Below are 22694 nucleotides of genomic sequence, written 5' to 3'. Positions count from 1 at the left end.
CTACGCAAAAGTATAATTCTTAGTTGTTTGCTTAAATTTAACATCAAAGTGTGATTATGTTGCTTTATAAATACAATACTCATTTATAATCTATTTAATTCAGTAGTTGATTTTTCCCCTCTATATTTATTTTTTGTTGGATTTATCTGATAGCTTGCAGTGAAGATAAACGTACATCTATTAGCATCGTTCCATTTATTTAAAATTATATTATTGGTATTTTTACTCCACTTTTCGCGACTTGTATTAAATAAATTATTAACTGCAAATTTTAATCGTAGCTTTTCATTAAAGAAGTCTTTTACACAATGAATGTTACAATTGAAATTCTGAGAGTAAGAAGCTAAATCTGTATCTAAATTCCCACATGTATTAAAGCTCATATATACTCCTATTTGGAAATGCTTAGGCAGGGTTATTATATTATCGAATAGCAAGGAATAAATGGGCTTATTATATTTACTGTTATTGTAAACCAAAAAAGGTTTAGTAAAATCTATTGTAAATGATGGTCTCCATATTTTAAACCATATCGGTGAATAATATAAAGCAATATCAAAAGTTTGGTTGCTTTTTATATTCTGAGTATGAAAAATGGCAATGGAATCACTTCCATTGTATCTATCGTATACATACATAGTACTATTTTTCATAATAGAATAGTTTGCCATTACTTGAAAATCATTCCAGCCTAATGAAAATGAAAACATATTAGTTTTTTGTGGTAAAAGATTAGGAGTCCCACCCTCATATTCATAAGGATTATTATACTCAACTGAATTTCTAAGCATAAAATAACTTGGACGTAATGTCGTATAACGATATGCAAGCGTCATCTGTACATTATCGTTTTTATAATTAGTCTACCCTTATAAACCTAAAAATCCTCTGATTCATAGTATATTATGCTATAAATTATTTGCAAATATCTGCAAGTTTTTGTACCTTTACACTATAATTCTTGCAGATATTTATGCTTAAACGTACATCCAAACAGCTCTCTATGTTCTCTTCCTTAGAGGATATGCTTAGTCATCAACATCCCCTTTTCCAACTTAGTAATAAGATTAATTGGGAGAGTTTTGAAAATGCTTTTTCTCCTTTGTATTGCAGCACTAACGGTCGCCCGGCTCATCCAATTCGCCTGATGTGTGGTCTTTTAATTTTAAAACATTTGCGTAATGTGTCGGATGAAATGGTTGTTTTTCAATGGAGCGAGAATGCTTACTACCAATATTTCTGTGGTGGACTTGAATTTATGCCAAAACAACCCTGTGACGCTTCCGAGTTAGTTCACTTCAGAAATCGTATAGGCGAGGAAGGTATGGAGTTAATATTAGCAGAAAGTATCCGCGTTAATACCGACCATGATGACGAAGATCATTTTGATACTGCTTTCATTGATTCTACTGTACAGGAGAAGAATATAACCTATCCTACAGATGCGAAGTTGCATAAAAAGATAATCAAAAACGTTCTGAAGATAGTTCATGACAAGAGTCTTCCTCTACGACAGAGTTATACGCGTACGTTGAAAGGCATTTACCGTTCCCAACGTTTTCGTAATCATCCCAAGAATCGTAAGAAAGCTCTTAAGGCAGATAGACAACTAAGAACCATAGCAGGAAGATTGGTAAGAGAGCTAGAGCGTAATCTTGGGGGAAAGAAAGGGTATGAGAATATGTTTGAGCTATATTACAAAGTTCTTTCTCAGAATAGGAAGTCAAAGAACAAAGTATATTCTCTGCACGAACCAGATGTAGTTTGTATCAGCAAAGGTAAGGAGCATAAGCAATATGAGTTTGGCAATAAAGTATCTATTCTTCGCTCATGGTCAGGACTTATTCTTGGTGCATGTTCTTTTAGGAATGAATATGATGGACATACTATTGAAAAGACATTGGAACAAACCCAAAGGATGACAGGAAAGCAGGTTGATAAGTTAGCAGGAGATAGAGGGTATAGAGGTATAAAGCAGATTGGGAAGACAAAGATACTCATTCCAGACGTTCCTAAAGCTAAAGACAGCTACTACCAAAAGAAAAAGAAACACAAACTATTTTGTAAACGAGCAGGTATAGAACCAACAATAGGACATCTTAAAGCAGACCACCGATTATCTCGCAACTTTTATAAAGGTGTGAAAGGAGATGCTATCAATGTATTATTAGCTGCGGCAGCATATAACTTCAAAAGAGCTATGAGAGTTCTTTTGTACCTTATAAAAAGAATCAGCATAGAGCTTGTCAGTACAGGCTTTATGCTGAAATATAGTTTTTAAGGGATGACTACATATTTTCTTTTCGTAAAGTCCCTTCGTGCGGCACAGAGTATTTGGTACGGTACGTAATGGTGTAGCACGGTCTGGTAATTGTCGTTCGAATAGATAGATGCTATTCATTGAAGTTTAGAAATTGCTGTCACTTCTATCACTCTCATTGCCACTATAAATTGCTTATTATCTGCAGATTACACGAAATGTTAAAAATGACAGCAACTTACAACAAAACTATATTCTATATTATTAGTGGTAGAATAAAGATTCCCAAACTTGTATATCCATATCTATTTTATTGTAAAAGAAAATCGGTTGATATACTGTTTTGTATATCAACCGATTTATTTAAGCGTTGTCCTAAGCGGATTCGAACCACTACAAACAGAACCAAAACCTGTTGTGCTACCATTACACCATAGGACAATTGCGGGTGCAAAGATAATGCTTTTTTGGTTTACGCACAAACTTTTTGTAGAGAAATTGCAAAAATTTATTCCTTTTCTATATTCATGGGAGTCCTATATTATAGATTTCTACTCTTAAAATAGCTTATTATCAACCACTTATCTACATCTATTCAGTATAGGCAGCTATAAGAGAATTTTATTTTTTGGAAACTCTACTTTCTTTATACATTAGGTAAAGCAGACTGAAAACTTTGGTTTGCAAGAGTTGTAAAAACATAAAGAAGAATGCAAACTTACTTTTTAATTTTCTTCAACACCTTATCTTTAGCCTTTGCTATATCGCCAGAAATTTCGCCAGAATACGAATCTTCTTTCAAACCAAATTTCACCTTTGTAAGATCCTGAAGAACAACTATCATAATGGCAAGCAATTCGTTGTAGGTTTCTTCTGGCATTTTTACATAAATAAAATCTACAATTTGTTGCTTAGTTTCCTTATGTCTAAAAAAAATCTGTCGCATAGCCGATACAATAAATCCACGCAACAAAGCATCTTTTTCGGTAACATAATGTTCTTTTAAAATTTTAATAGCCTCAGCATCGCCCAACCAGCCACAAGCAATTATGGCTTTGTATCTAATTTCGTTGTCAGCATCGTCAAGATAAGGCAGAATATAGGGCAGATATTCTTTATTGTACGACAATCCTATGAGATGAATGAGATTAGATTTTGCCAGAGCATCTGTTTCGGTTTTTAGTTTTTCTTCTAAAAAGAGCACACCTTCTTTTCCACGCTTTAGAAATCCGTTCCCTAAAATTCGTTTCAAATCAGCATTCTTCGAATCTTTAAAATAGCAATAATGGCGTTCCATACCTAATGCAGAACCATCTTTCAATAACATATTCAGAAAGTTATTGTGTACCGTAAAACTATCTGTAGCTAAAGCCTCCTTATAATAAGAGGAAACATCGTTATCGTTCATAATCAATTTAATACTATTTTAAAATATAAATAATCTGTTTATCGTAGCCGTACGCCCATTCGTAATTAGCTATTCAGCATTAATAGTTTAACATTAAACCTTCTTCCAGCCCAGTTTCTAAATGGTGCCAACAAAGCTCTAAACCAATTGTCTTAACATAAAACTAAAAATAACAGAATATATTGTGCCTTAAGCATTTATTGTATGCCATATTTAATAAAAAGCTTAAATCATTAAGCACCGAAAATATTAATCCTTGTTGTAATGGAATGTGCTTAATAATTCTTGCGCAGTGAGTATAGATTTGCGGTCGCAAAGTCTTAATCCTTGTTGTAATGGAATATACTTAATAATTATCAAAGGCGAAAGAGTTCGCAAATAATATTTACGTCTTAATCCTTGTTGTAATGGAATATACTTAATAATCGTGTTAATGATATGAAAGCGGGTTTGAAACTCGCTAAGTCTTAATCCTTGTTGTAATGGAATATACTTAATAATTAAATCGTCAACCTTCACTATATGAGTTAGGAATGAGTCTTAATCCTTGTTGTAATGGAATATACTTAATAATTATATTTTCTCCAATAACTGATAGTAACTCATAACGCTTTTCTTTCCAAATTCTCTATAGATTTGGCTTTAACATCTCCTATAATGGCTTGATAACAGGCAATTTGTCATTATTGAAGTCAAACTTAAAGACCTTATTATCTGTCAGCGACTTCTGATAAAAGAATTTAGGATATTTCGATGAGCCACTTTGAACACCAACGCCTATTGTTGAATCTTTCTTTAGTTTATTCCTTATGGCATTAAATAATCTTTTAATCCCTTCTTTAGGTTCTTTAGAAATCAACCGCAATGAAATCAACTCAACTTCGTTTTCATTTGCCCTTCCTCCTATTCCTTCAATAGTTCCCTTGCATACTTCATCATCATAAAAAGAAATACCTGCTTTGTTGTAATCTTTTAAAGAGACAAAGAAAAACAACTTGTCCTCTATACCATTGCCAATAACACTTCTATAATTTGCCATATTGATTGCTGTACAAAAAACATCTTTTGTGTTCTTTTTCCTAAAATATACAACACAATCATACCTAACTACCATATCGTTAATATATGGCACAAACTCAACCAAAGGCATAATAACATTTATATAAGACATAAGCAATTAATGAGTGTCTATTTTTTTGTTTTCCCCATCCATCTTTGCCCAGATAATACAAACGTATCTATACATATTGTTAGATTTTATACATAAGAATATAAATTATCTCCCCCGATAACCAAATTGGATTCTGACTAATGTAATTACCTGCACAAGAGTCATAGTAGCGGAAACGGTTATAATACAGTCCCGTCTCAACGTCCTCATACTGACCTTGATACTTAAACGGAATGAAGGAGGAATTATTGTTGTCCTTCCTTCTCTTTCTACCGAAACTGTCGAGTTCCTGCTCCCATACCTTGTTGTAATGGAATATACTTAATGATTAAATGGAAAAGATGCTTTAAAGGCGTGAGGTGTCCGTATGGGAGAGAGTTTTTAGATACCATCAATAGATATTATCCACTGAAAGACTATATAGCCAACAATGATAGATTGCGTGATGGCGTGCAGTACGCTAATATTACTCTTAAAGTAAATGAAAGAAGTATAACACTTAACTTCACTATTGAGGGAAACAATTCGGCAAACTTTACCGCAAAGAAGAAAGATTTTACTGAAGTTATGAGGATGGGAGATTTTACGATACAATTTCCTGCTGATAGTTTTGATGTTTATCATCTCAAATACACTGGAAAGAGTTGCACCTTTGCAAGATACCTGGATAGAACGTTTGCAAAACTCGGACTTGCTTTCATAGAACCGGACCCGACAAATAGAATATAAAAATGAGGGTGTGTCAAAACTCGTTTTCAGCTAAAGACAGCTATCATTTTGTAAAGAATAACCGTTACCAAAGAGTTAATAACTCAATGATAACGGTTACTTTAATATTTATGAGGGAGTGAAACTGTTAATATGAAAGGAAGCTTTTCTGAATTCTTAGTTTTGACACACCCTCCTTATTTTACACCTAATATTTTCGGAGGGGGTGATGAGGTATATCGTATTTTGCGAGGTACCTTCAATGCTTGCTTATCGCATCGTGTGGATTGCTGTACCCCAGCATCTTATCAACGTCTGTTGCACCGAATAACACACTCCCATCTTCCTGCTCAATGGTTCTTATTTCATTGAACAGCTGCTCTTCCTCACTCTGGTATTTGAATATCTGTAACTGCATAAATCCTAAAACGAATTGTTTTGCACATCTTTTTGTTTGGCTTTCACATCTTTCTGAGCCTTTATTTCTTCTTTTGTTGGAATGTGTTTCTTTTTAGGGAAAGCATCATTTGAGATTGTTACGATGTAATAAAACTTACCCCCGCTATCTTCTTCTCCTAATCGAATCAAAACATTTTTGCTACCAACTTTATATTGTGCGAAACTAAACTCATAGCCTTCGTTGAAATCTAAAATACTTATATTATCGTCTCGCATAATAGGCTCTCCCATCTTTTTTTGGAATATATTAGCAAGAGTGTTACATTCAAGAACAAGGTCATCTATATGGTCGGCAGTAACTGAATATGATTTTAGAGTAATTGATGTTAATTCGTCTTCTTTAAAATATGCGTCAAATGAAGATAGATTTGGAAGCGAGAATGTCTCCTTTATATTGTATAAAACATCAAAGTCCATACTTATATAATCCTCTCCTACAAAACAATCTTTCATTATCTTGTTCTTAGAAACGTCAGCTTTACTTGTTCCAAATTTGATTTTACCCCAAGCAATTAAGGACTTTTCATATCTTATAGAATCTTGTATATGGCGATTTCGTTTCTCTACCCGAGCTATACTATCTTGAACGTGTTTGCTATCTACATTAGTTTTATTACCACATCCAATTAATATGTTCAGAATAACAACAATTAAAAAGGTATCTATCAAATATCTTATTTTTGAAAATTTTTAGTTATACTTTGACAAAGTATATAATATTTCCTAAATGTGCAAACTATTCCTTATTTTCTTTAATTTCCTGCACTATTATATATAATTTTTCTATGTCTCTTCTTTTTTGTGATTTGGCAATATGTAATCACTTGCCTTTTCTTTTGTTATAACTGAACGTCCGAGTTGCTTTTCCAATTGATTTCGTGCAGCTTTGGCAACACTTCCACCTTGTCTTGCTACCTGATTATGAGTTTTGAAGTCCTTCGGATTATTCTGCTTTGAAATTTCGGTAGCTGATGCTTCTGCAAGGGTATTAAGAGCAAGTTCTACGTTAGTCATATTATCCCTAAGGCTTTCTTTTGTCAATCCTTTCAACTTCTTATATCCTTTGGTAGTCAACCCACTCCATTCACGGGTAATTGTATTTGTAAGTATAGCATATAAATTATGCTCTGTTATTCCTCCACGTTTCCATTCGTCAGTTAAGAGCTTTCTTACTTCTATACTTTTCAGACGTTGGTTAATCCACGCATCAGAATACCCTAATCGTTTATAATCCTCTATTGCTTGGTTGATAGAAAGCTCAGGGTCTTGCATTTGGTCTATGCGTGTGCTGGCAACTTGTGCCATCCACTGCTTAAATGGCTCTGCTTTAGGAGACGGTATTGATTGTATTAATCTGAATAGTTGGTCCATATCCGCAACATCTGTCTTTCGCATTTTCCCATCAGCCGCAGGAAGTTTCAAAGCGTTACAATTTGTAACGGTTTCATTTCCCTCCTTTTTGAGACGATTTTTTAACACTCTCCAGTATGTTTGCGGATTATCGCTATCTGTTAATACCGCAATCACATCAACAATAGAGAAGTACCATTTTTCCTCGTCTTCATTCCAAATTGTGCGTACCTTTCGGTCGTCGAATAATTTAACAATGTTCTTGTTTCCCATTTATTAATCTCCTTTCAGTTCATACACTATTTTTTCAAGTTCAGACAGATTATTTGTATGATATGTCTTATTCCCATTTTTTATGAATGCCACAAAGCTACCACTCCCTACTACTTCTTCGAGCAAAACGAACTATTGCCATATAGGCACGTTAAGAGCATCGGCAATTTCTTCTGCTTTTTCTACAAATAGATCCCTACCACTTGGCGACTTAATGCTTGACGGCTTACGCCCATAGTGTCAGCAAGTTGAGAAAGAGTTATACCCTTTCCTTTAATATTTCTTTTATTCTTATATTGCAAAGATAGCTATTATATATATGGTGTAAATAATACTGTTTACTAAATTGTGTTAATAGTAATAAACCTATTACCCTTATATTTATATACGTAAATAGTATTAACGGCACATACAAGTCTTAATCCTTATTGTAATGGAATATACTTAATAATAACATAAAGCCTATTCTGAAGACGAATACTATTTATTCATCTTCAAAACAGGCTTGTCGATTTGTAGTCTTACTTTTAAGTTAAAAGTATTGTGGCTTTATTTCACTATCTTTTCCGACGTTTGCGAACCGTCTATATAAGTGGTGGTTTGAATGTAGACTCCATTTTGTGGATTTTCTACTCTACGACCAGAAAGATCGTAATATTTAATATGGTCTATTTGCTTTACGGTTGCAGCATTTATACCGTCGGTTGTTATCTGATATTCTGTAATTCCAGAACTTAAACGTGTGTCGCCGTCAATATATAAGGCTTCCATACCTACTTTTACTTTTGCTTCTTTGTAGAAGTATATTGCTCGTGCATTATCGTCGTACTTATAAAATTGGTATTGGTCCGAGAAAGCATACGGCACATCGGTCATTTCAGCACTCAAGTTTTTGTAAACATCGGGCTTAAATGTTACACGTTCGCCATCTATATATAGATTATAATAAAGATGTGTAGGGTCGAGATAGTTAAAATCAGCTGAATAGTAGCTCAATGTAAATTGCAATCCGCCAGGTCCTCCCCATGGTTGTGGGTCGTATGCCTGATAAGCTGTGAGTTTTGGTGGCATTGGCGCTGCAGCTTTCTTATTCCATTGGCTAATTAGCGGGTAACGATAAGAGTCGAATATAAAAGTACTTCGGTCGTCGTCCTCACTTTTGTGTATCATTAATAGTCCTTTTGTGCTGAGTTCATTCTTTGTTGCATCGTAAGTAAACACTAATGGTTCGCTACCAATGCATGCTTTGTCGAATTCGTCGCCCATTTCGCTTTTACCTTTTCCCATAACGCCCGATGAAGCATATACATAGCAAGCTGTTGTACGGTCTATTCCGAGATACGATGTACGTGGAAATGTTACAGTTGTTCCGTCTTTTGTACCTTTTATCCAATAACCTTTTACATTTGCCGATAAATCGCCTAAATAAGCATCGTTACCATCGAAGGCATATTTTACTGGATATAACTGAGATTTTCCGTCCATATCCATATAAAGCATTAATCCTTCGTAGGTTTTTGCCGATGCGGGAGGAGCCAACTTATTATCGTCTTTGCGTATTGCTCTATAAGTTTTTTCGGCATAACTTGTCCATGCGCCATTTGGACGGCACATTCCTATCATTTCTTCCGGGTCGAGCACCATTTCAAGTGTATTGTTGCGCCATACATATTTTAGCACTTGTTTTTCTTTCTCTTCGTTTGGCACAAATGTTTCTTTACCATTTCTTGTTCCTTGGTGTATTCGGTAGAGAAAACCATATTTTTGTTCGCCCGTAGAGAAGTCTTCTTCCGAATATATGGCTTGTGGAAGCTGAAATGCAATAGTGTCTCCTTCGGTTTTCTTACCTTTTATCCATGTTTTTGTATAAAGCGAGTTAAGTGGATTTTCAAGATACACTGCTCCATCGTTTCCAAAAACTATTCTTTGCCAATCTCCTGTACTTTTATGTGGCACTCCATAGTAATATACCGATTCAAATCCGGTGGTTGTACGATATAGGTTTATGGTTTCTCCCTCTGCAGGTTGTGTTATTATTGTTGGTGTTTCTTGTGCTATTGCTGTTGCTGCGCAAAGAAAAATCGAAAAAAGAAAAATATAAATTTTCCGCATAAATAATATTGGTTTTAAAGTTGTTTGCTAAAATGTTTCTGGTTAAAGATAATTTATAAAAAGCAAATAAAGTATATGGTATTTGTTTGCTTAAAAATAGAAGTAAACCACACCATATACTTTATATATTTATTAAACTATCGTTAGTTCTGAATCATTTGGAATTTAGCTTGTGCCTTTTTGCCTGTTATTATTGGCATTGTTGTTACACCATGCGATGTGCTATTTTCTAAACGCATAGGTACAGTTACCTTACTTTCTGATTCGCCATTACCTGTAGTGAACTCAACTTTTACAAGTGGTCCCCATTCTTCGTTTATATTTTTAGCCAACGAACAAGCATAATATGTTGTATTTGGGTCTGCACTCCATGTAGCATTATCTACACCATACTGATTCCAATATGGATCTTGTGCACGGTCTGTTTTCAATAAATTAATTACACCCGTTTCTCCCATATCAGCTTTATCGTAAGCTGTTTTTTCTATAATAATATCTCTATGAACAGAGCATTCTGCATTTGGAGTATAAATTACACGTTGATAGAAAGCATCGCCACTTTTTGCAAATTCTTTTATTTCAATATCTACTTTTGCTATACCAGTTCCGCCAAGTTTCTTTGTTGTTACTGGAACTATAACCATATCTGCATAAGTTTCTGCTTTATCCCACGCTTGTATATATATTTCGTATTTAGTATTTGGCTCCATTCCTGTCCATTCGTGTTCTCCTTCGCCAGTTCTTGGCACTCCCCAGCGTTTTATCATATCGCCTATGTTGCTTAATCCCATCATCGGACCAAATTGTTCGAATTGTTCTTGTGCTTTTCCTTCAGGGAAAATACAAACTGCATAGCCTGCAACATCGGCATTTGGTGTAAATTTTGCTTTAATTGTTGTTGCTGTTGTGCTTACTATTTCGCCTTTTATTTGTGGATTTCCAACAAGTGGTTTCTTTGGTGTTGTAAATTCTGCTTTCGACATACTACAAGCTACGCCATATTTATCGTAACCAAGTGTAAGAACCGTATAAGGTGTGTTGTCTTTAAATGGTTCGTCAAAACCTGTCATTTGTGCATTTGTAAAATCGTCTTGCATCATTGTTGCATTTATTCTTTCAAAATAAGAAGCTGCAACGTCGTCGCTGGTTATTCTGCTTGACAACGATTTTGGAATACAAGTAATTTTATAGCCAACACACTCTGGAGTTTTCTGAACTGCTACCCAAAGTGTATCGCCAGAAGCACCACTTTTATAGTCTTTATAGGTTACATCGGCAGCAACTCTTCCTTCTACATTTGCAAAGAAAATGCTGTCTACACGGTCTACTATAAATGCTTTGTGCAAATTGTTCTTTTCTAATACAACTAAACGGTTAGGTTCGGTCTGTGCAAATGTTGCAAGACTAAAAATTGCCATTAGGCAAAGTAATATTTTCTTTTTCATTGTTTTACAAATTTAAAGGTTGTGTTTTTAAGTTTAATAATAAATACGCCATTGTGTAGGTTAGAAACTTCAATTCCTTCGCCGTCAGACACTTTTGCACGTAACAAAGTTTGTCCGTTCAGGTCGAAAATTGCAACTTCTGCCTTTTCGGCACCTAATCCGTTAAAATAAATCATATCGCCTCGTTGCGACATTTTTATTTTTTCTGCTTCGGTGTTGCCCACTTTACCAATTCCACTGGGAGTTGATACAAATTTAATTCCCTTAATGACCGATAGTTTCCACACAGGTTCTACCGAGAACTTGCTACCTATAATATGCATACCATTGGCATCGAAGGTTATCTTCTGAATGTCTGTAATGGCATACTTGCCGACATCTCCTGAATGTGGCGTAACCACAAGTTGTGTCTGCGCGTAGGTTTGCGAGAAACTCATTGTCATTATGACTGTTAGTACAGCTAAAAAAGTGTTTCTTTTCATAATGAATGATGTTTAAGCTAATGTTTAAAATTATATAATTTAAAATTTCTTCAATCTGTTAGGTTCACTTTCGTATAGATTTCGCCTGTAATCTCATTCGCCAGAATAAAGTGCCTATAACACTCTTCGTATTAGAGGTTCTATGAAATCTTTGTAAAGGTACAAGTAAATTCGGAAAAAACTTAATTTATTTTAAACATTTTGTAGCAAATTAACATCACTATACATTTTTTCGTAAATCATATTATAGTTTATACCATTCAGCATAAAAAGAACGCAAAGTGTTTGCAATAAGTATGTTTCAACATTGTGTACAAAAATTAGGCTATTATGATAAGTAAGAAAAACAAAACGAGAAAAACAGAAATAATAATTAAAAACTCTGGAAACATAATAAGAAAATTTTTTTTCTCATTATTATTTCGGTGGAATACACTTGCAACTTGCTTTTCTTTTAAACCAATATATAAATATTAGCTAATTGAAATAGCAAAAACTTGTTTTACACCAAGAAAAGCCCCATTTATATAAATAAAGTTCGTATTTTGTACAATTTATCAATCATTTTTATTACCTTTGCAACCGATTTAATTTAGAGATAACGCAACCGAAAATAATACGCACAGAAGAAATAAATGATATGAAGGATAATAAAAAAGTATATTCTCAGCCAAAAACAACGCTGCTTTATATGGAAAATCAAGAAATGATTTGCAGTAGTGTTCAACCAAAGCAAAATGGTTCTATCCAAGCAGATAATAGTTATACTCCTGGTGGTGAGCATAATGGTGGCTCGGAAGAGTGGTAAATTTGTATTTTATAAAAGAAATAATAAGAAGTGGAGCATTGATATCTAAAAAATCAATGCTCCACTTCTTTATAATATTCATAACAATTCCGCAAACTACCTTTAAAAAAAATAATTATAATAGCTTTAAGCAAAAGGATATATATACAAAAAAATAGGACACCATTTTGTGTCCCATTTTTGTAATATCAGGAAATTTATTTAGTACTTAATAAATGGGCGAACTTTAGTTGAGTTATCCTTCGCTGCACCTCCAAAATGAACAAATTCACCATGATCATAAATCAAAACAGTAATAGCTGTAGCGTTAGCTGAATTAAACATATTTGAAGTCCAATACCAATCATTAAAAGGTTCACCATTTGCTTGATAGAATAATATTTCGGCTAATTGATATCCTAATTCACCAGTCCATTGATGTTTTTGTTGATTAAACTTGCTATATCCTTGTGTAGGATCGCTAAAGCCAAAATATTTTAATGCTAAATCCCAATCACCAACGCCAGGCAAATACCAATTTTTTCCGTTAACTTGTGCAGCATAGTGCGCAGCATAATAGAATGCAGGGAAATTTGTAGCATCGTTTGCTTTTATTTGTCCACTGGGCTTCGTAGTATAGCTTCCATTCCAAGTTTCATCATATCCATTATCAGCATTTCTAGCGTCAATTAAACCATTATATTCATATTTATAATTATATCTTGACCATGTATTACGTCCTTGAGGTCCTGTTGGTGACCAAGTATAACTACCAGCATTTTTAAGTGCCATTGCTCTTCTCTTATCTTTGTTGACAACTAATGCAATTGGTGTTTTATTTTTGTTGGCAAGTAATGTTCCTACTGTTCCATCGGTAAACAAATAGTCTGCTTTGTAATACACAGTTACTGAGACTGTATAACTTTTACCAGCTTCCAAATTACCAGCAATAGCTTCTGTTATTCGTAATTGTTTGCCTGAAACTTCTTTATCGTATATTTTTCCAGTAGTACCTTCAGCAGAAGTATTGAAAGTAAATAGCAACTTTGTTATATCTGTACCTGGAACAAAATAACGAGGTGCGGTTGTTACAATGAAAGAAGACTCAGTTGCATTGCTTTGATTAGCTGTAAAACTACCAACAGCAATATTACCTGCAGTGGTATTTTGGGTAGTTGTGGTTGTGCCCGTGGCAGGATCAAGTGTTAAACTTTCAGGAATTGTATTTGCTGCATAGCTAAATTTTCCTGTCATTGGACCATTGAAAGCTGCATTACTAAAGGCTTTCACCTTAAAATATACCTGAGAAAGAGTAGGTTTTAATGTGAAGTTTACTTTAGATTTCAATACATTAGCAATTGTAACATCTTTCTTTTCATAATATGCTTCCGTTTCATTACTTCCCATTTTAGTTACAATCTTCCCATTCTCGAACGATATTTTATCGTTAAAAGCATAGAATTGATATGTACCTGGTGCAAGATATTTCTCTGGATTAGAGCCATCTTTCATTGTGTAGGTGCCGTCTGATTTATAGTTTATCTCCCATTTTTGTTTCAATTCTGTGCCTTGATATGCAAGTATTGTATAATCTCCTGCAGGAGCTTGCCCCACTGCACGAGTATTTGCTGTTTTTGTGGGAGTTTCTACAACTTCTACAAGTGCTTCTAAGCCATTTCCAAGATTTTCTGTTGAAGACGACACTACACGTCCTTCATTTTCTTGGGCAGCTCGCGAAACTTCTGAATATTTATTTGTTGTAATACCAAAAGAAACTAAGCTTCCTTGTGGACCAGCTGGCTGGTTTTCTTCGTCGATTGCCGAATTGCTATCCGAATTTGAACATGCTGTAAAGAGAGTTGCTGTCAATAAAAGCACAAAAGACAGTAACCATTGAGTTGTTTTCTTTTTATTCATTGCTTGTTTTTTGTTAATCCTGAGTAAGAAAATAGCCATATCACTATTTCTATTTCTCTATTAGTTATATCCTTTTTTATACTATTTACAAGTTTCCGGGTGCAAAGGTAGCACTTTTTATTAAAAAATATGGTATAACGAACACTATTTTAAAGAAATAAGAACGAAAAATGCTCCTGCTATCTACGAATTTTATTCGTAATGGCAGGAGCATTTTTATTATGGTTGTGCTATTTGCTATTTCAACCGAAAAAGAATAGCATATTTGGTTTTTGGCTTATTCTTTAAAATTCGGTTGGTTGGAACGAAATAGAGAACCAACCCATTTGAAGAATATCAGTTAAATCGAATTGAACCATCACGTTATTCTGGCTATTTATAAAGGTTGGCAATGCACTTACGCCTTCTTTATTTACATAACCATTTTTTTGAAGTAAATCTACAATATAAGGTGAACGAGCAGTTAGGTTATTAAAGGTAATAACCAAAGCAGCTGCATATTTACCGCCGTCGTCCATTAGAAGAATTTTTGGGAAATCTTCTGAATCGGTGTTTACAACTATACCTAAATCTATTTTTTCTTCGCTCTTATAATAAGGCAATTTTCGATATTCGGCAACTACCTCGTCTAATGTTTTTTTGCCAAACTCTGTTAAAGGCATTGGGAAATTAACAGTAAGTGGTGGAACTTGTCCTGTTAAATCAGAATAAGCATAGTGCATTTGTGGTAGATATTCTGTTTTTCCCTGTGTTTTATCTTGCATTTTTACGTAACAAACCGATTTTTGGTCGTAGTTATAGTAAATAACATCGCCTTCAGAATCGTACATACCCGTATAGATATAATTTGTTTCCTTTAGATAGTTTGTTATTTCTTTAGGTGTAGGTACATTTTGGGCATCTACAAATAACGAAGCTTCTTCCAAGCTATTTTTTGTGTAAACATCGAACCAATATTTTACGCTCTTCCAACGTGTTTCGCCCGTGTTATAAACATAAATACCGTTTTCTGGTTTAGATTTTTCGGTATTTAGTGTATGGTTCATACGTTTTTCAAATAGCTGCATTAGTTCTACAGTGGCACCTTTTCCGTAGAATGGTGTCCATGCTCCGGTAGTTTCATCGGTTAAAAACGAAATTCTTGTCCACGATGTAAAACTATCGTCATGTGGTCCGAAGAAATATTCTGCTCCATTTCCTGTATTATTAATAAACACCACTGTTTTTGCAGTTTTATTTACATATACTTTTACATCGTTGTTTAGCGAAGCTTTTGTTTCAAGTTCGTAACCTTGCTTACGTAAAAAGGCTTTAAACGCATCTATTTTGTTGGTTTCAAGTGTGCTTTTTGCATACATATATACACCTTGTCCGTTGCCATTATATTCCCAGTGTACAGTTTTTCCATTAACTGTTTTTTCTAATATAAGTTTTCCGCTATTAGGTTGTGTAGCTGTAAAGCCTTTTGCCTCTTCGGTTGCTTTAAGTTCTGTAAGAGTTTTTGTGAAATCGGCTGCAGGAAGTTCAAAATTTTCTTCTGTAACACTTGGTGCTGTACTATTGTCGGTATCAAAGAAAACTAAACTGTCTACTTCTTCAGACTTAAATACTTGTTTTTTTCCATTTTTGTAAATGTAAACACCTTGTGCAGATGCTGCAACGGCACATAAAAGAAATGCAAAGGTGAGGGCTGTAGATATGAAAGATTTTTTCATTTTTTTATAAACTTAAATGATTTGTATTGTGTTTTAACGATATATATACCTGGTTGGAAATTGCTAAGCGAAACGGTTAAGCTACCATCTGCACCAATTTTATAGCTTTGGGCAAGTTGTCCGGCATTATTATATATGCGAACAGTTTCGCCAGATTTAAATTCTGTAAATGTCATCGACTCTTGTGTAAGTGTAGCATTTCCACTTTTATTGGTTGTTGTTGCCGATTCTATACCATCAGTCTGGTCGTCGAAAGTAACTCGTTGAATATCTGTAACAGCATATAGTAAATCTACTGTTTTAGATTTAAGACGTACATTGTCGTTTTCTACAGTCATTGTAGGACGTTCGGAAAGATTGTACGATACTTTTTGTCCGTTAGTAAGCCAAACCAGTATTTTTGTTGGCTGTGCACAGACAGTTATTGCTGCCATAAGGAGCAATTGTAAAAGACAAATTTTCTTCATACTAATTCGTTTTTAATATAATTTCCTATTTTTTTGTTTATTCTCTTTGCATTTACATTTACTTACGACTATATTGTCGAGATTTTGACATTCGAACTATTATTTCGTTGTATAAGTTTTTGCCAGCTATTGTTGTTATGCACCTATATAGATTAATGTTATTGCATTGGTATTTTTTGCTTTATTGCCCTTTGTTCTATTTATAATATGGCAACTTTTTTATTCTATTGTTTTATTCTTTTAAATAAAAGAGGCGCAAAACACCTAAGCCATAGTTCAGTGTCAGTTATAGATTTCTTGTTCTTACTGTATCCGCTGTATTACAGATTGTAGATTCTGGCTGCAAATATAGCAATATTATTTTAAAACATAATATTTCTTTTGCAAAAAAGAAGTTCTTTTCTACTATTTCTTACTATTAGTGTTCAAAAAGTCTTTTTTGCCCACTTTATTGTTAGAGAGGATTTTTTTTAATATATTTTGAATTGATATTATATAAAGCGTATATTATTTTAATGAATAGTGTTTACAGAAAAGACAAAATATAGTTGCCGAAAAAATATAATAAGAATTTTAAAATTTATAATTACATTTTTTTATTTTGTAATTAAAAATTATTTGCATTTTAATTATATTTTTTTTGGTGTGTACAGAAAGGCAATATTTATAAATAAAAAGAAAAAGCGATTATAGAGAATTTTTCTATAATCGCTTACACAACAATTGCTAAATGTATATTTTTAGATGTAGTGCCTATTTGCTTTTTTTGTTGCGCTTTGCCTTGTTTCTGGCATTAATATTTAAACGAAGAGCCACCTAAAAACTCTCTAAGCAACGATGTTGGTGGTAAACTTCGGAAAGGTAACGAAGAAAAATAGCCTAAAAACTTACGCAATCTATATGCTTCTGCATATTCGTTACAGTTTTCTGGCACTTGTTCTAACACAGCTTCTGCTTGTGCTTTTAAAACTGCAACCTCGTAAAGCATTGCGGTATTAAACATAATATCGGCATTTTCCTGATAAGGAAATATCCATTTCTTTTCTCCTGCGCGAACACTTGGCCAACGTCGTATGGTTTCTTGTGCAGAACAGCCACGATATTTATGGTCGCGAACAATACGTCTAATAAGTCGGTTGTCGGTTGTAGGAATATAATTGTGGTCGTCTAATAATATTGTTGTTAAAGCAGAAGCATAAATACGGAATTTTTTATTGTCGGCAATATCGTTTGTCAGCATCGGATTTAAAGCGTGTATACCTTCTACTATTAAAACATTATCAGAATTTAGCTGGAGTTTTTTACCTTTCATTTCGCTTTTCCCTGTTTGAAAGTTATAAGAGGGCAATTGCACCTCGTCGCCACGGAATAATGCCAAAAACTGTTCGTTAAGAAGCGGAATATTTAGTGCATATAAGCTTTCGTAATCGTAATCGCCCGACTCGTCTTTAGGTGTATCCACCCGATTTACAAAATAATCGTCTAAAGAAATTTGTACTGGTTTTATTCCACAAGTTAATAACTGCACAGAAAGACGCTTACAAAACGTAGTTTTTCCACTCGAAGAAGGTCCGGCAATTAGCACAACCTTCACATCTTTTTTGTTTGCTATGGTTTCTGCAATTTGCGAGATTCTTTTTTCTTGCAATGCTTCGCTAACATTTATAAGGTCGTTAGAAAAACCTTGTTTCACGGCTTCGTTAAAATCGCCAACAGTTCGTACACCTAAAATTTCTTGCCACCGATGATGCATTCTAAAAACCTCAAACATTTTGTCTTGGTTTATAAAATTATCTAACTTTGCAGGATTTTCAGACGATGGTACGCGAAGTAATAATCCGTCGAAGAATTTTTCTACTCCAAAAAGCTTAATTTGCGATGTATTTGTGAGCATTGCACCATAATAATAGTCTACATAGTCGGTTAATTTATAATAAGTGGTATAAAGCGAGCCAGTACTTTCAAGGAGTTTTACCTTAGCTTCGTCGCCCAACTTTCGAAACATATTAATAGCTTCTTCGGTTGTAGCCTCATAACGCTGTATAGGTAAAGCTTGATTTATAATGGTTTGCATTTGTTGGCGTATATTTTCAATATCGCTATTTGTAACTTCGCGATGAATGTTAATGTTGCAATAATAGCCATTTGCCACCGGAATATCTATTACAACTTTGCTTTTTGGATATATATCGTGTACGGCTTTACACAAAACCATAAACAAAGAACGAATATAAGTGCGCATTCCCGAAGCAGAATAAAGGTCGAGAAACTCTACATCTTTATTATGAAATACACGAAAATCTAATCCTTCCACCTTGTTATTTACCTTTGCACTTATTGGTCCAAAGTTCATATTAAGATTAAATGCAGTATAAACATCATAAAGTGTACTGCCAATTGGGACTTCTAAAGTTTTTTTATTATTTTTGCAACGGATTTGTATTACTTGTTTCATCTTGTATGAACGTTTAACGATTTTAATCAGGGTATAAAGTTAGCAAGTTCTCATTAAAGAGCAAAAAATAGCATTAGAAAAAAAAGATTATTATGACTACAGGTATTTATTTTGCCATTATTTTCAAAATTATTGGTTCGTTGGCATTGCTTATCTATGGAATGAAAGTAATGAGTGAAGCATTACAAAAAATGGCAGGTTCGCAATTACGCCACATTTTAGGTGCAATGACTACCAATCGTTTTACTGGTATGCTTACAGGAACATTCATAACTTGTGCTGTACAATCGTCTTCGGCAACAACGGTAATGACTGTTTCTTTCGTAAATGCAGGGCTATTAACCCTTGCTCAAGCTATTTCCGTGATAATGGGTGCTAATATTGGAACAACACTTACGGCTTGGATTATGTCGTTAGGATATTCTGTAGACCTAACAAGCTTTGTTTTTCCAGCTTTTCTTGTGGGAATTGTGCTGATTTACACACGAAGAATGCGCTATGTAGGCGACTTTTTGTTTGGTCTTTCGTTTATGTTCTTCAGTCTTGTACTACTGAGCGATGCAGGAAAAGCACTTCATTTAGACACTACACCTGCAGTTATAGAGTTTTTTAAATCGTTCGATATAAACAGTTATTTCACTATTCTGATATTTCTTGCCATTGGTTCCCTCATAACTTGTATCGTTCAATCGTCTGCTGCAGTTATGGCAATCACCATTTTGCCTTGTTCTACAGGTGTTTTACCTATTTATCTTGGTATTGCATTGGTTATGGGCGAAAACATTGGAACCACAATTACAGCCAATTTAGCAGCATTAGCAGCAAACACACAAGCACGAAGAGCAGCATTAGCCCACTTAATGTTTAACGTAATTGGTGTAGTTTGGGTGCTCGCTATATTCTATCCTTTCGTAAATATGGTATGTGGTTTTGTTGATTATAATCCTGCAATTGGTGCAGTCAATGCTAATATAAAAGTAAAACTACCTGTTGTTTTAGCAGCATTCCACACAACATTTAATGTTGCAAATACATTTTTGCTAATTTGGTTTATTCCACAGCTCGAAAAGTTAGTTTGCATGATTATAAAACCACGCAAGAGCGAGACAGAAGAAGACTTCCGTTTGCGTTTCATACAAGCTGGAATTATGAAGACTCCAGAACTTTCGGTGCTCGAAGCAAGTAAAGAAATACAATCGTTTGCCGAACGTTTACAACGAATGTTCGATATGGTGAGAGAACTATTACATACAACCGACGACTCTAAATTTGTGAAATTGTATTCGCGAATAGAGAAATATGAAGGCATTTCGGATAATATGGAGATAGAAATAGCTAAATATTTAGACCAAGTTAGTAATGCTCACCTTAGCGATGAAACAAAAGAAAAGGTAAGATCAATGCTTAGAGAGATATCTGAACTAGAAAGTATTGGCGACTCTTGCTATAATATAGCTCGTACCATAAATAGAAAAATATCGGCAAAAGAAGATTTTACTGAAAAGCAATACAACCACATTGAACAAATGTTTGAACTTACCGACGATGCCTTAACACAAATGAACAGTTTGCTAATAGGACATAAACACGAGAACGATATAAACCGTTCGTTCAACATTGAAAACGAAATGAACAACTATCGTAACCAACTTAGCACACAAAACATTCAGGACGTAAACGAACATAAATATACTTACGCCATTGGAACAATGTATATGGACATTATTCAAGAATGCGAAAAACTTGGCGATTATGTGGTAAATGTAGTTGAAGCACGTATGGGTGTAAAACAAAATGCATAATTTTAGCATTGCTTACTTTGCAGTTTAAAGTGCTTTTAGTAACTTTGCCTGTATGGAAAAAGAAAATTTTGCACAACAATTTAGTCCTGTGGAATATACAATAAACGTAAAAGGACAACTTTTAGATTTGTCTAAACCGTGTGTAATGGGAATATTAAACGTTACACCAGACTCGTTTTATGCCGATAGTCGTATGCAAACTGAGGCTGAAATATACAATCGTACCAACCAAATTATAGCAGAAGGAGCTAAAATTATAGATGTTGGTGCATGTTCTACACGTCCTGGAAGCAAATTTGTAGACGAAGCAGAAGAAAGACGCCGACTTGCTATGGCACTTCCTATAATTCGTAAAACACAACCAAAAGCAATAATATCGCTCGACACTTTTCGTGCCTCAATAGCACGAGAAATGATAAACGAATTTGGTGTAGATATTATAAACGATGTGGAAGAAGGTAGCGATGCTGAAATGTTTCGTACTGTAGCCGAACTGGGAACACCTTATATATTAATGTCGAAAGCTCCAAACATACACGATATGCTTATAAATATTGCACGCGAAATACAAGAATTACGTGCTTTGGGACAGAAAGATATTATTATAGATCCAGGATTTGGATTTGGAAAAGACCCTATAGACGGCAATTATGCGCTAATGAATGTAATGGAACAACTACACGTTTTAGAACTTCCAATATTAGTTGGAATTAGTCGCAAACGTATGATTCACCAGCTTTTGGGTATTACAGCACAAGAAAGTTTGAATGGAACAACTGCACTAAATATGATTGCACTAATGAAAGGAGCAAGCATTTTGCGTGTACACGATGTGAAAGAAGCTGTAGAAACGGTGCAAATTTACAACCGTTTACGGCAAGCAAAATAACAATGCAAATGTTTTTGAATGTGCAATAGCAACAACATACCTGCTAAAGACACAAACATAGAACGTTTGGAGAGAGAAACAAAGCCAGTATTGCTAATGGCAATATAGAAACAACAACTAAAAGAGAAGAATATGTTTTTCGAATTTGGCATAAAAGATATCATCGATATTGTGTTAGTGGCACTTATGCTCTACTACATATATCGTATTATGAAAGAATCACGTTCGCTTAACGTGTTTGCAGGTATCATGACATTTATTGTTGTGTGGCTTATTGTTAGTCAGGTTTTAGAAATGAGACTTTTAGGAAGCATTATGGATAAATTAGTGTCTGTAGGCGTAATTGGTCTCATTGTGCTTTTTCAGGAAGAAATACGCTATTTCCTCTATAATCTTGGTGCACACCAAAAAGCAAGAAACATTCTAAAACTATTTCGGAACGATAAGAACAAAAAAGGCGTAGACCGCGAAACTATTCTCCCTATTGTTATGGCTTGTATGAATATGGGCAAGGGAAAAGTTGGGGCACTTATTGTTATAGAACGTAGTGTAATGCTTCAGGATATTGTTGATACGGGCGACTATATTGATGCTCGCATTGACCAACGACTTATTGAAAATATTTTTTTTAAGAACTCTCCGCTCCACGATGGTGCAATGGTTATATCAAAAAAACGTATTAAAGCTGCTGGTTGTATTCTTCCAGTTAGCCACAATCAAGATATTCCAAAGGAATTTGGACTACGCCATCGTGCCGCATTAGGAATTTCGCAGGCATCTGATGCACTTGCTATAATAGTTTCAGAAGAAACTGGCAAAATTTCGATTGCTATTCATGGCGAGTTCCAAGTGCGTTTATCAGCCGAACAATTAGAAAGTATTCTCACAAAGGAACTCGAAAACTTTTAAACCTAAATTGTATTTATTAGAAACTTATTTTGTGTTTTATTATGCTTCACACGAAAGCATAAAGACAACATTGTTTCTAAATAAG

At 34.3% G+C, this 22694-nt stretch carries 20 protein-coding genes, 1 tRNA gene, 1 pseudogene and 1 CRISPR repeat array; of the genes and pseudogenes, 7 read left to right on the top strand and 15 right to left on the bottom strand.

Annotation, left to right across the window (positions count from 1 at the left end; all coding sequences use genetic code 11):
• Window positions 1-83: 83 nt before the first annotated feature.
• Window positions 84-839, bottom strand: a pseudogene (locus tag DX009_RS01050) (outer membrane beta-barrel protein); the annotation flags it as partial.
• 134 nt (window positions 840-973) lie between these two features.
• On the opposite strand from DX009_RS01050, the gene DX009_RS01045 reads away from it, so the two are divergent.
• On the top strand, window positions 974-2281 hold the full coding sequence (locus DX009_RS01045) for an IS5 family transposase (RefSeq protein ID WP_115082696.1): 1308 nt from the start codon (window positions 974-976) through the stop codon (window positions 2279-2281).
• A 349-nt stretch (window positions 2282-2630) separates the two neighbouring features.
• Here the strand turns inward: DX009_RS01045 and DX009_RS01040 are convergent.
• The 4 genes from DX009_RS01040 to DX009_RS01025 form a co-directional block, all read right to left on the bottom strand.
• A tRNA-Gln gene (locus DX009_RS01040) sits at window positions 2631-2701 on the bottom strand.
• Window positions 2702-2978: 277 nt separating this feature from the next.
• Window positions 2979-3668 carry a HEAT repeat domain-containing protein gene (locus DX009_RS01035; protein ID WP_115082723.1) on the bottom strand — a complete coding sequence of 230 codons (690 nt, stop codon included), beginning with the start codon at window positions 3666-3668 and terminating at the stop codon, window positions 2979-2981.
• 246 nt (window positions 3669-3914) lie between these two features.
• Window positions 3915-4242: a CRISPR direct-repeat array (repeat unit 37 nt; unit sequence GTCTTAATCCTTGTTGTAATGGAATATACTTAATAAT).
• 78 nt (window positions 4243-4320) lie between these two features.
• Window positions 4321-4839 carry a hypothetical protein gene (locus tag DX009_RS01030; protein ID WP_115082722.1) on the bottom strand — a complete coding sequence of 173 codons (519 nt, stop codon included), beginning with the start codon at window positions 4837-4839 and terminating at the stop codon, window positions 4321-4323.
• Between the two features lie 79 nt (window positions 4840-4918).
• Window positions 4919-5074 (bottom strand): RHS repeat-associated core domain-containing protein, encoded by a 156-nt coding sequence (locus DX009_RS01025; protein ID WP_245944622.1) that lies wholly within the window; start codon window positions 5072-5074, stop codon window positions 4919-4921.
• An 89-nt stretch (window positions 5075-5163) separates the two neighbouring features.
• Between DX009_RS01025 and DX009_RS01020 the strand changes: the two genes are divergently transcribed.
• Complete coding sequence (locus DX009_RS01020) at window positions 5164-5568, top strand: hypothetical protein (protein WP_115082721.1); 405 nt, start codon at window positions 5164-5166, stop codon at window positions 5566-5568.
• A gap of 238 nt (window positions 5569-5806) precedes the next feature.
• Here the strand turns inward: DX009_RS01020 and DX009_RS01015 are convergent, their stop codons facing one another.
• The 3 genes from DX009_RS01015 to DX009_RS01005 form a co-directional block, all read right to left on the bottom strand.
• Window positions 5807-5965, bottom strand: a complete 159-nt coding sequence (locus DX009_RS01015; RefSeq protein WP_115082720.1) for a BRO-N domain-containing protein — start codon at window positions 5963-5965, stop codon at window positions 5807-5809.
• 5 nt (window positions 5966-5970) lie between these two features.
• Entirely contained in the window at window positions 5971-6675 is a 705-nt protein-coding gene (locus DX009_RS01010) for a hypothetical protein (RefSeq protein WP_115082719.1), read from the bottom strand.
• Window positions 6676-6789: 114 nt separating this feature from the next.
• A complete protein-coding gene (locus DX009_RS01005) occupies window positions 6790-7629 on the bottom strand; it encodes a BRO family protein (protein WP_115082718.1) in 840 nt (279 codons plus the stop codon).
• Between the two features lie 82 nt (window positions 7630-7711).
• Here DX009_RS01005 and DX009_RS13240 point away from each other — a divergent pair, with 82 nt between their 5' ends.
• The gene (locus DX009_RS13240; RefSeq protein WP_181792298.1) at window positions 7712-7867 is read left to right on the top strand and encodes a hypothetical protein; all 156 of its coding nucleotides are present in this window, start codon (window positions 7712-7714) and stop codon (window positions 7865-7867) included.
• Between the two features lie 311 nt (window positions 7868-8178).
• Here DX009_RS13240 and DX009_RS01000 read toward each other — a convergent pair whose 3' ends face one another.
• The 3 genes from DX009_RS01000 to DX009_RS00990 all read right to left on the bottom strand — a co-directional run bounded on the left by DX009_RS01000 (window position 8179) and on the right by DX009_RS00990 (window position 11668).
• Complete coding sequence (locus DX009_RS01000) at window positions 8179-9741, bottom strand: hypothetical protein (protein ID WP_115082717.1); 1563 nt, start codon at window positions 9739-9741, stop codon at window positions 8179-8181.
• A gap of 143 nt (window positions 9742-9884) precedes the next feature.
• Entirely contained in the window at window positions 9885-11186 is a 1302-nt protein-coding gene (locus DX009_RS00995) for a fibronectin type III domain-containing protein (protein ID WP_115082716.1), read from the bottom strand.
• Window positions 11183-11668 (bottom strand): T9SS type A sorting domain-containing protein, encoded by a 486-nt coding sequence (locus tag DX009_RS00990; protein WP_115082715.1) that lies wholly within the window; start codon window positions 11666-11668, stop codon window positions 11183-11185. The genes DX009_RS00995 and DX009_RS00990 overlap by 4 nt, the downstream gene beginning before the upstream one ends.
• A 640-nt stretch (window positions 11669-12308) precedes the next feature.
• Between DX009_RS00990 and DX009_RS13235 the strand changes: the two genes are divergently transcribed.
• Window positions 12309-12476: a hypothetical protein gene (locus DX009_RS13235; protein ID WP_181792297.1), complete on the top strand. Its 168-nt coding sequence runs from the start codon at window positions 12309-12311 to the stop codon at window positions 12474-12476.
• Between the two features lie 201 nt (window positions 12477-12677).
• Here DX009_RS13235 and DX009_RS00985 read toward each other — a convergent pair whose 3' ends face one another.
• From DX009_RS00985 to DX009_RS00970, 4 genes are all read right to left on the bottom strand, one after another.
• Window positions 12678-14372: a fimbrillin family protein gene (locus DX009_RS00985; RefSeq protein WP_115082714.1), complete on the bottom strand. Its 1695-nt coding sequence runs from the start codon at window positions 14370-14372 to the stop codon at window positions 12678-12680.
• A 284-nt stretch (window positions 14373-14656) separates the two neighbouring features.
• Entirely contained in the window at window positions 14657-16087 is a 1431-nt protein-coding gene (locus tag DX009_RS00980) for a hypothetical protein (RefSeq protein ID WP_115082713.1), read from the bottom strand.
• Window positions 16084-16554, bottom strand: a complete 471-nt coding sequence (locus DX009_RS00975; protein ID WP_006043864.1) for a T9SS type A sorting domain-containing protein — start codon at window positions 16552-16554, stop codon at window positions 16084-16086. Before DX009_RS00975 ends, DX009_RS00980 begins: the two co-directional genes overlap by 4 nt.
• Window positions 16555-17347: 793 nt before the next feature.
• A complete protein-coding gene (locus DX009_RS00970; RefSeq protein ID WP_115082712.1) occupies window positions 17348-19009 on the bottom strand; it encodes a nucleoside kinase in 1662 nt (553 codons plus the stop codon).
• A gap of 92 nt (window positions 19010-19101) precedes the next feature.
• Between DX009_RS00970 and DX009_RS00965 the strand changes: the two genes are divergently transcribed.
• The 3 genes from DX009_RS00965 to cdaA all read left to right on the top strand — a co-directional run bounded on the left by DX009_RS00965 (window position 19102) and on the right by cdaA (window position 22609).
• Window positions 19102-20811, top strand: a complete 1710-nt coding sequence (locus DX009_RS00965; RefSeq protein WP_115082711.1) for a Na/Pi cotransporter family protein — start codon at window positions 19102-19104, stop codon at window positions 20809-20811.
• Between the two features lie 52 nt (window positions 20812-20863).
• Window positions 20864-21700, top strand: coding sequence for a dihydropteroate synthase (gene folP / locus DX009_RS00960; protein WP_115082710.1), 837 nt, complete (start codon window positions 20864-20866; stop codon window positions 21698-21700).
• 132 nt (window positions 21701-21832) lie between these two features.
• Window positions 21833-22609, top strand: coding sequence for a diadenylate cyclase CdaA (gene cdaA, locus DX009_RS00955; RefSeq protein ID WP_115082709.1), 777 nt, complete (start codon window positions 21833-21835; stop codon window positions 22607-22609).
• Window positions 22610-22694 lie beyond the last annotated feature (85 nt).

Source organism: Prevotella pallens, assembly GCF_900454935.1.
GTDB lineage: Bacteria > Bacteroidota > Bacteroidia > Bacteroidales > Bacteroidaceae > Prevotella > Prevotella pallens.
The sequence above is the reverse complement of the archived record's forward strand: the minus strand, read 5'-3'. Positions and strand labels throughout refer to the sequence as shown.

What these genes read in the sequence shown, in the direction of transcription:
- DX009_RS00990 (WP_115082715.1), bottom strand. Translation starts at nt 11,668, where the DNA reads ATGAAAAGAAACACTTTTTTAGCTGTACTAACAGTCATAATGACAATG.
- DX009_RS01035 (WP_115082723.1), bottom strand. Translation starts at nt 3,668, where the DNA reads ATGAACGATAACGATGTTTCCTCTTATTATAAGGAGGCTTTAGCTACA.
- DX009_RS00980 (WP_115082713.1), bottom strand. Translation starts at nt 16,087, where the DNA reads ATGAAAAAATCTTTCATATCTACAGCCCTCACCTTTGCATTTCTTTTA.
- DX009_RS00965 (WP_115082711.1), top strand. Translation starts at nt 19,102, where the DNA reads ATGACTACAGGTATTTATTTTGCCATTATTTTCAAAATTATTGGTTCG.
- DX009_RS01015 (WP_115082720.1), bottom strand. Translation starts at nt 5,965, where the DNA reads ATGCAGTTACAGATATTCAAATACCAGAGTGAGGAAGAGCAGCTGTTC.
- DX009_RS01045 (WP_115082696.1), top strand. Translation starts at nt 974, where the DNA reads ATGCTTAAACGTACATCCAAACAGCTCTCTATGTTCTCTTCCTTAGAG.
- DX009_RS00975 (WP_006043864.1), bottom strand. Translation starts at nt 16,554, where the DNA reads ATGAAGAAAATTTGTCTTTTACAATTGCTCCTTATGGCAGCAATAACT.
- folP (WP_115082710.1), top strand. Translation starts at nt 20,864, where the DNA reads ATGGAAAAAGAAAATTTTGCACAACAATTTAGTCCTGTGGAATATACA.
- DX009_RS01020 (WP_115082721.1), top strand. Translation starts at nt 5,164, where the DNA reads ATGATTAAATGGAAAAGATGCTTTAAAGGCGTGAGGTGTCCGTATGGG.
- DX009_RS01005 (WP_115082718.1), bottom strand. Translation starts at nt 7,629, where the DNA reads ATGGGAAACAAGAACATTGTTAAATTATTCGACGACCGAAAGGTACGC.
- cdaA (WP_115082709.1), top strand. Translation starts at nt 21,833, where the DNA reads ATGTTTTTCGAATTTGGCATAAAAGATATCATCGATATTGTGTTAGTG.
- DX009_RS13235 (WP_181792297.1), top strand. Translation starts at nt 12,309, where the DNA reads ATGAAGGATAATAAAAAAGTATATTCTCAGCCAAAAACAACGCTGCTT.
- DX009_RS00985 (WP_115082714.1), bottom strand. Translation starts at nt 14,372, where the DNA reads ATGAATAAAAAGAAAACAACTCAATGGTTACTGTCTTTTGTGCTTTTA.
- DX009_RS00970 (WP_115082712.1), bottom strand. Translation starts at nt 19,009, where the DNA reads ATGAAACAAGTAATACAAATCCGTTGCAAAAATAATAAAAAAACTTTA.
- DX009_RS13240 (WP_181792298.1), top strand. Translation starts at nt 7,712, where the DNA reads ATGAATGCCACAAAGCTACCACTCCCTACTACTTCTTCGAGCAAAACG.
- DX009_RS00995 (WP_115082716.1), bottom strand. Translation starts at nt 11,186, where the DNA reads ATGAAAAAGAAAATATTACTTTGCCTAATGGCAATTTTTAGTCTTGCA.
- DX009_RS01030 (WP_115082722.1), bottom strand. Translation starts at nt 4,839, where the DNA reads ATGTCTTATATAAATGTTATTATGCCTTTGGTTGAGTTTGTGCCATAT.
- DX009_RS01000 (WP_115082717.1), bottom strand. Translation starts at nt 9,741, where the DNA reads ATGCGGAAAATTTATATTTTTCTTTTTTCGATTTTTCTTTGCGCAGCA.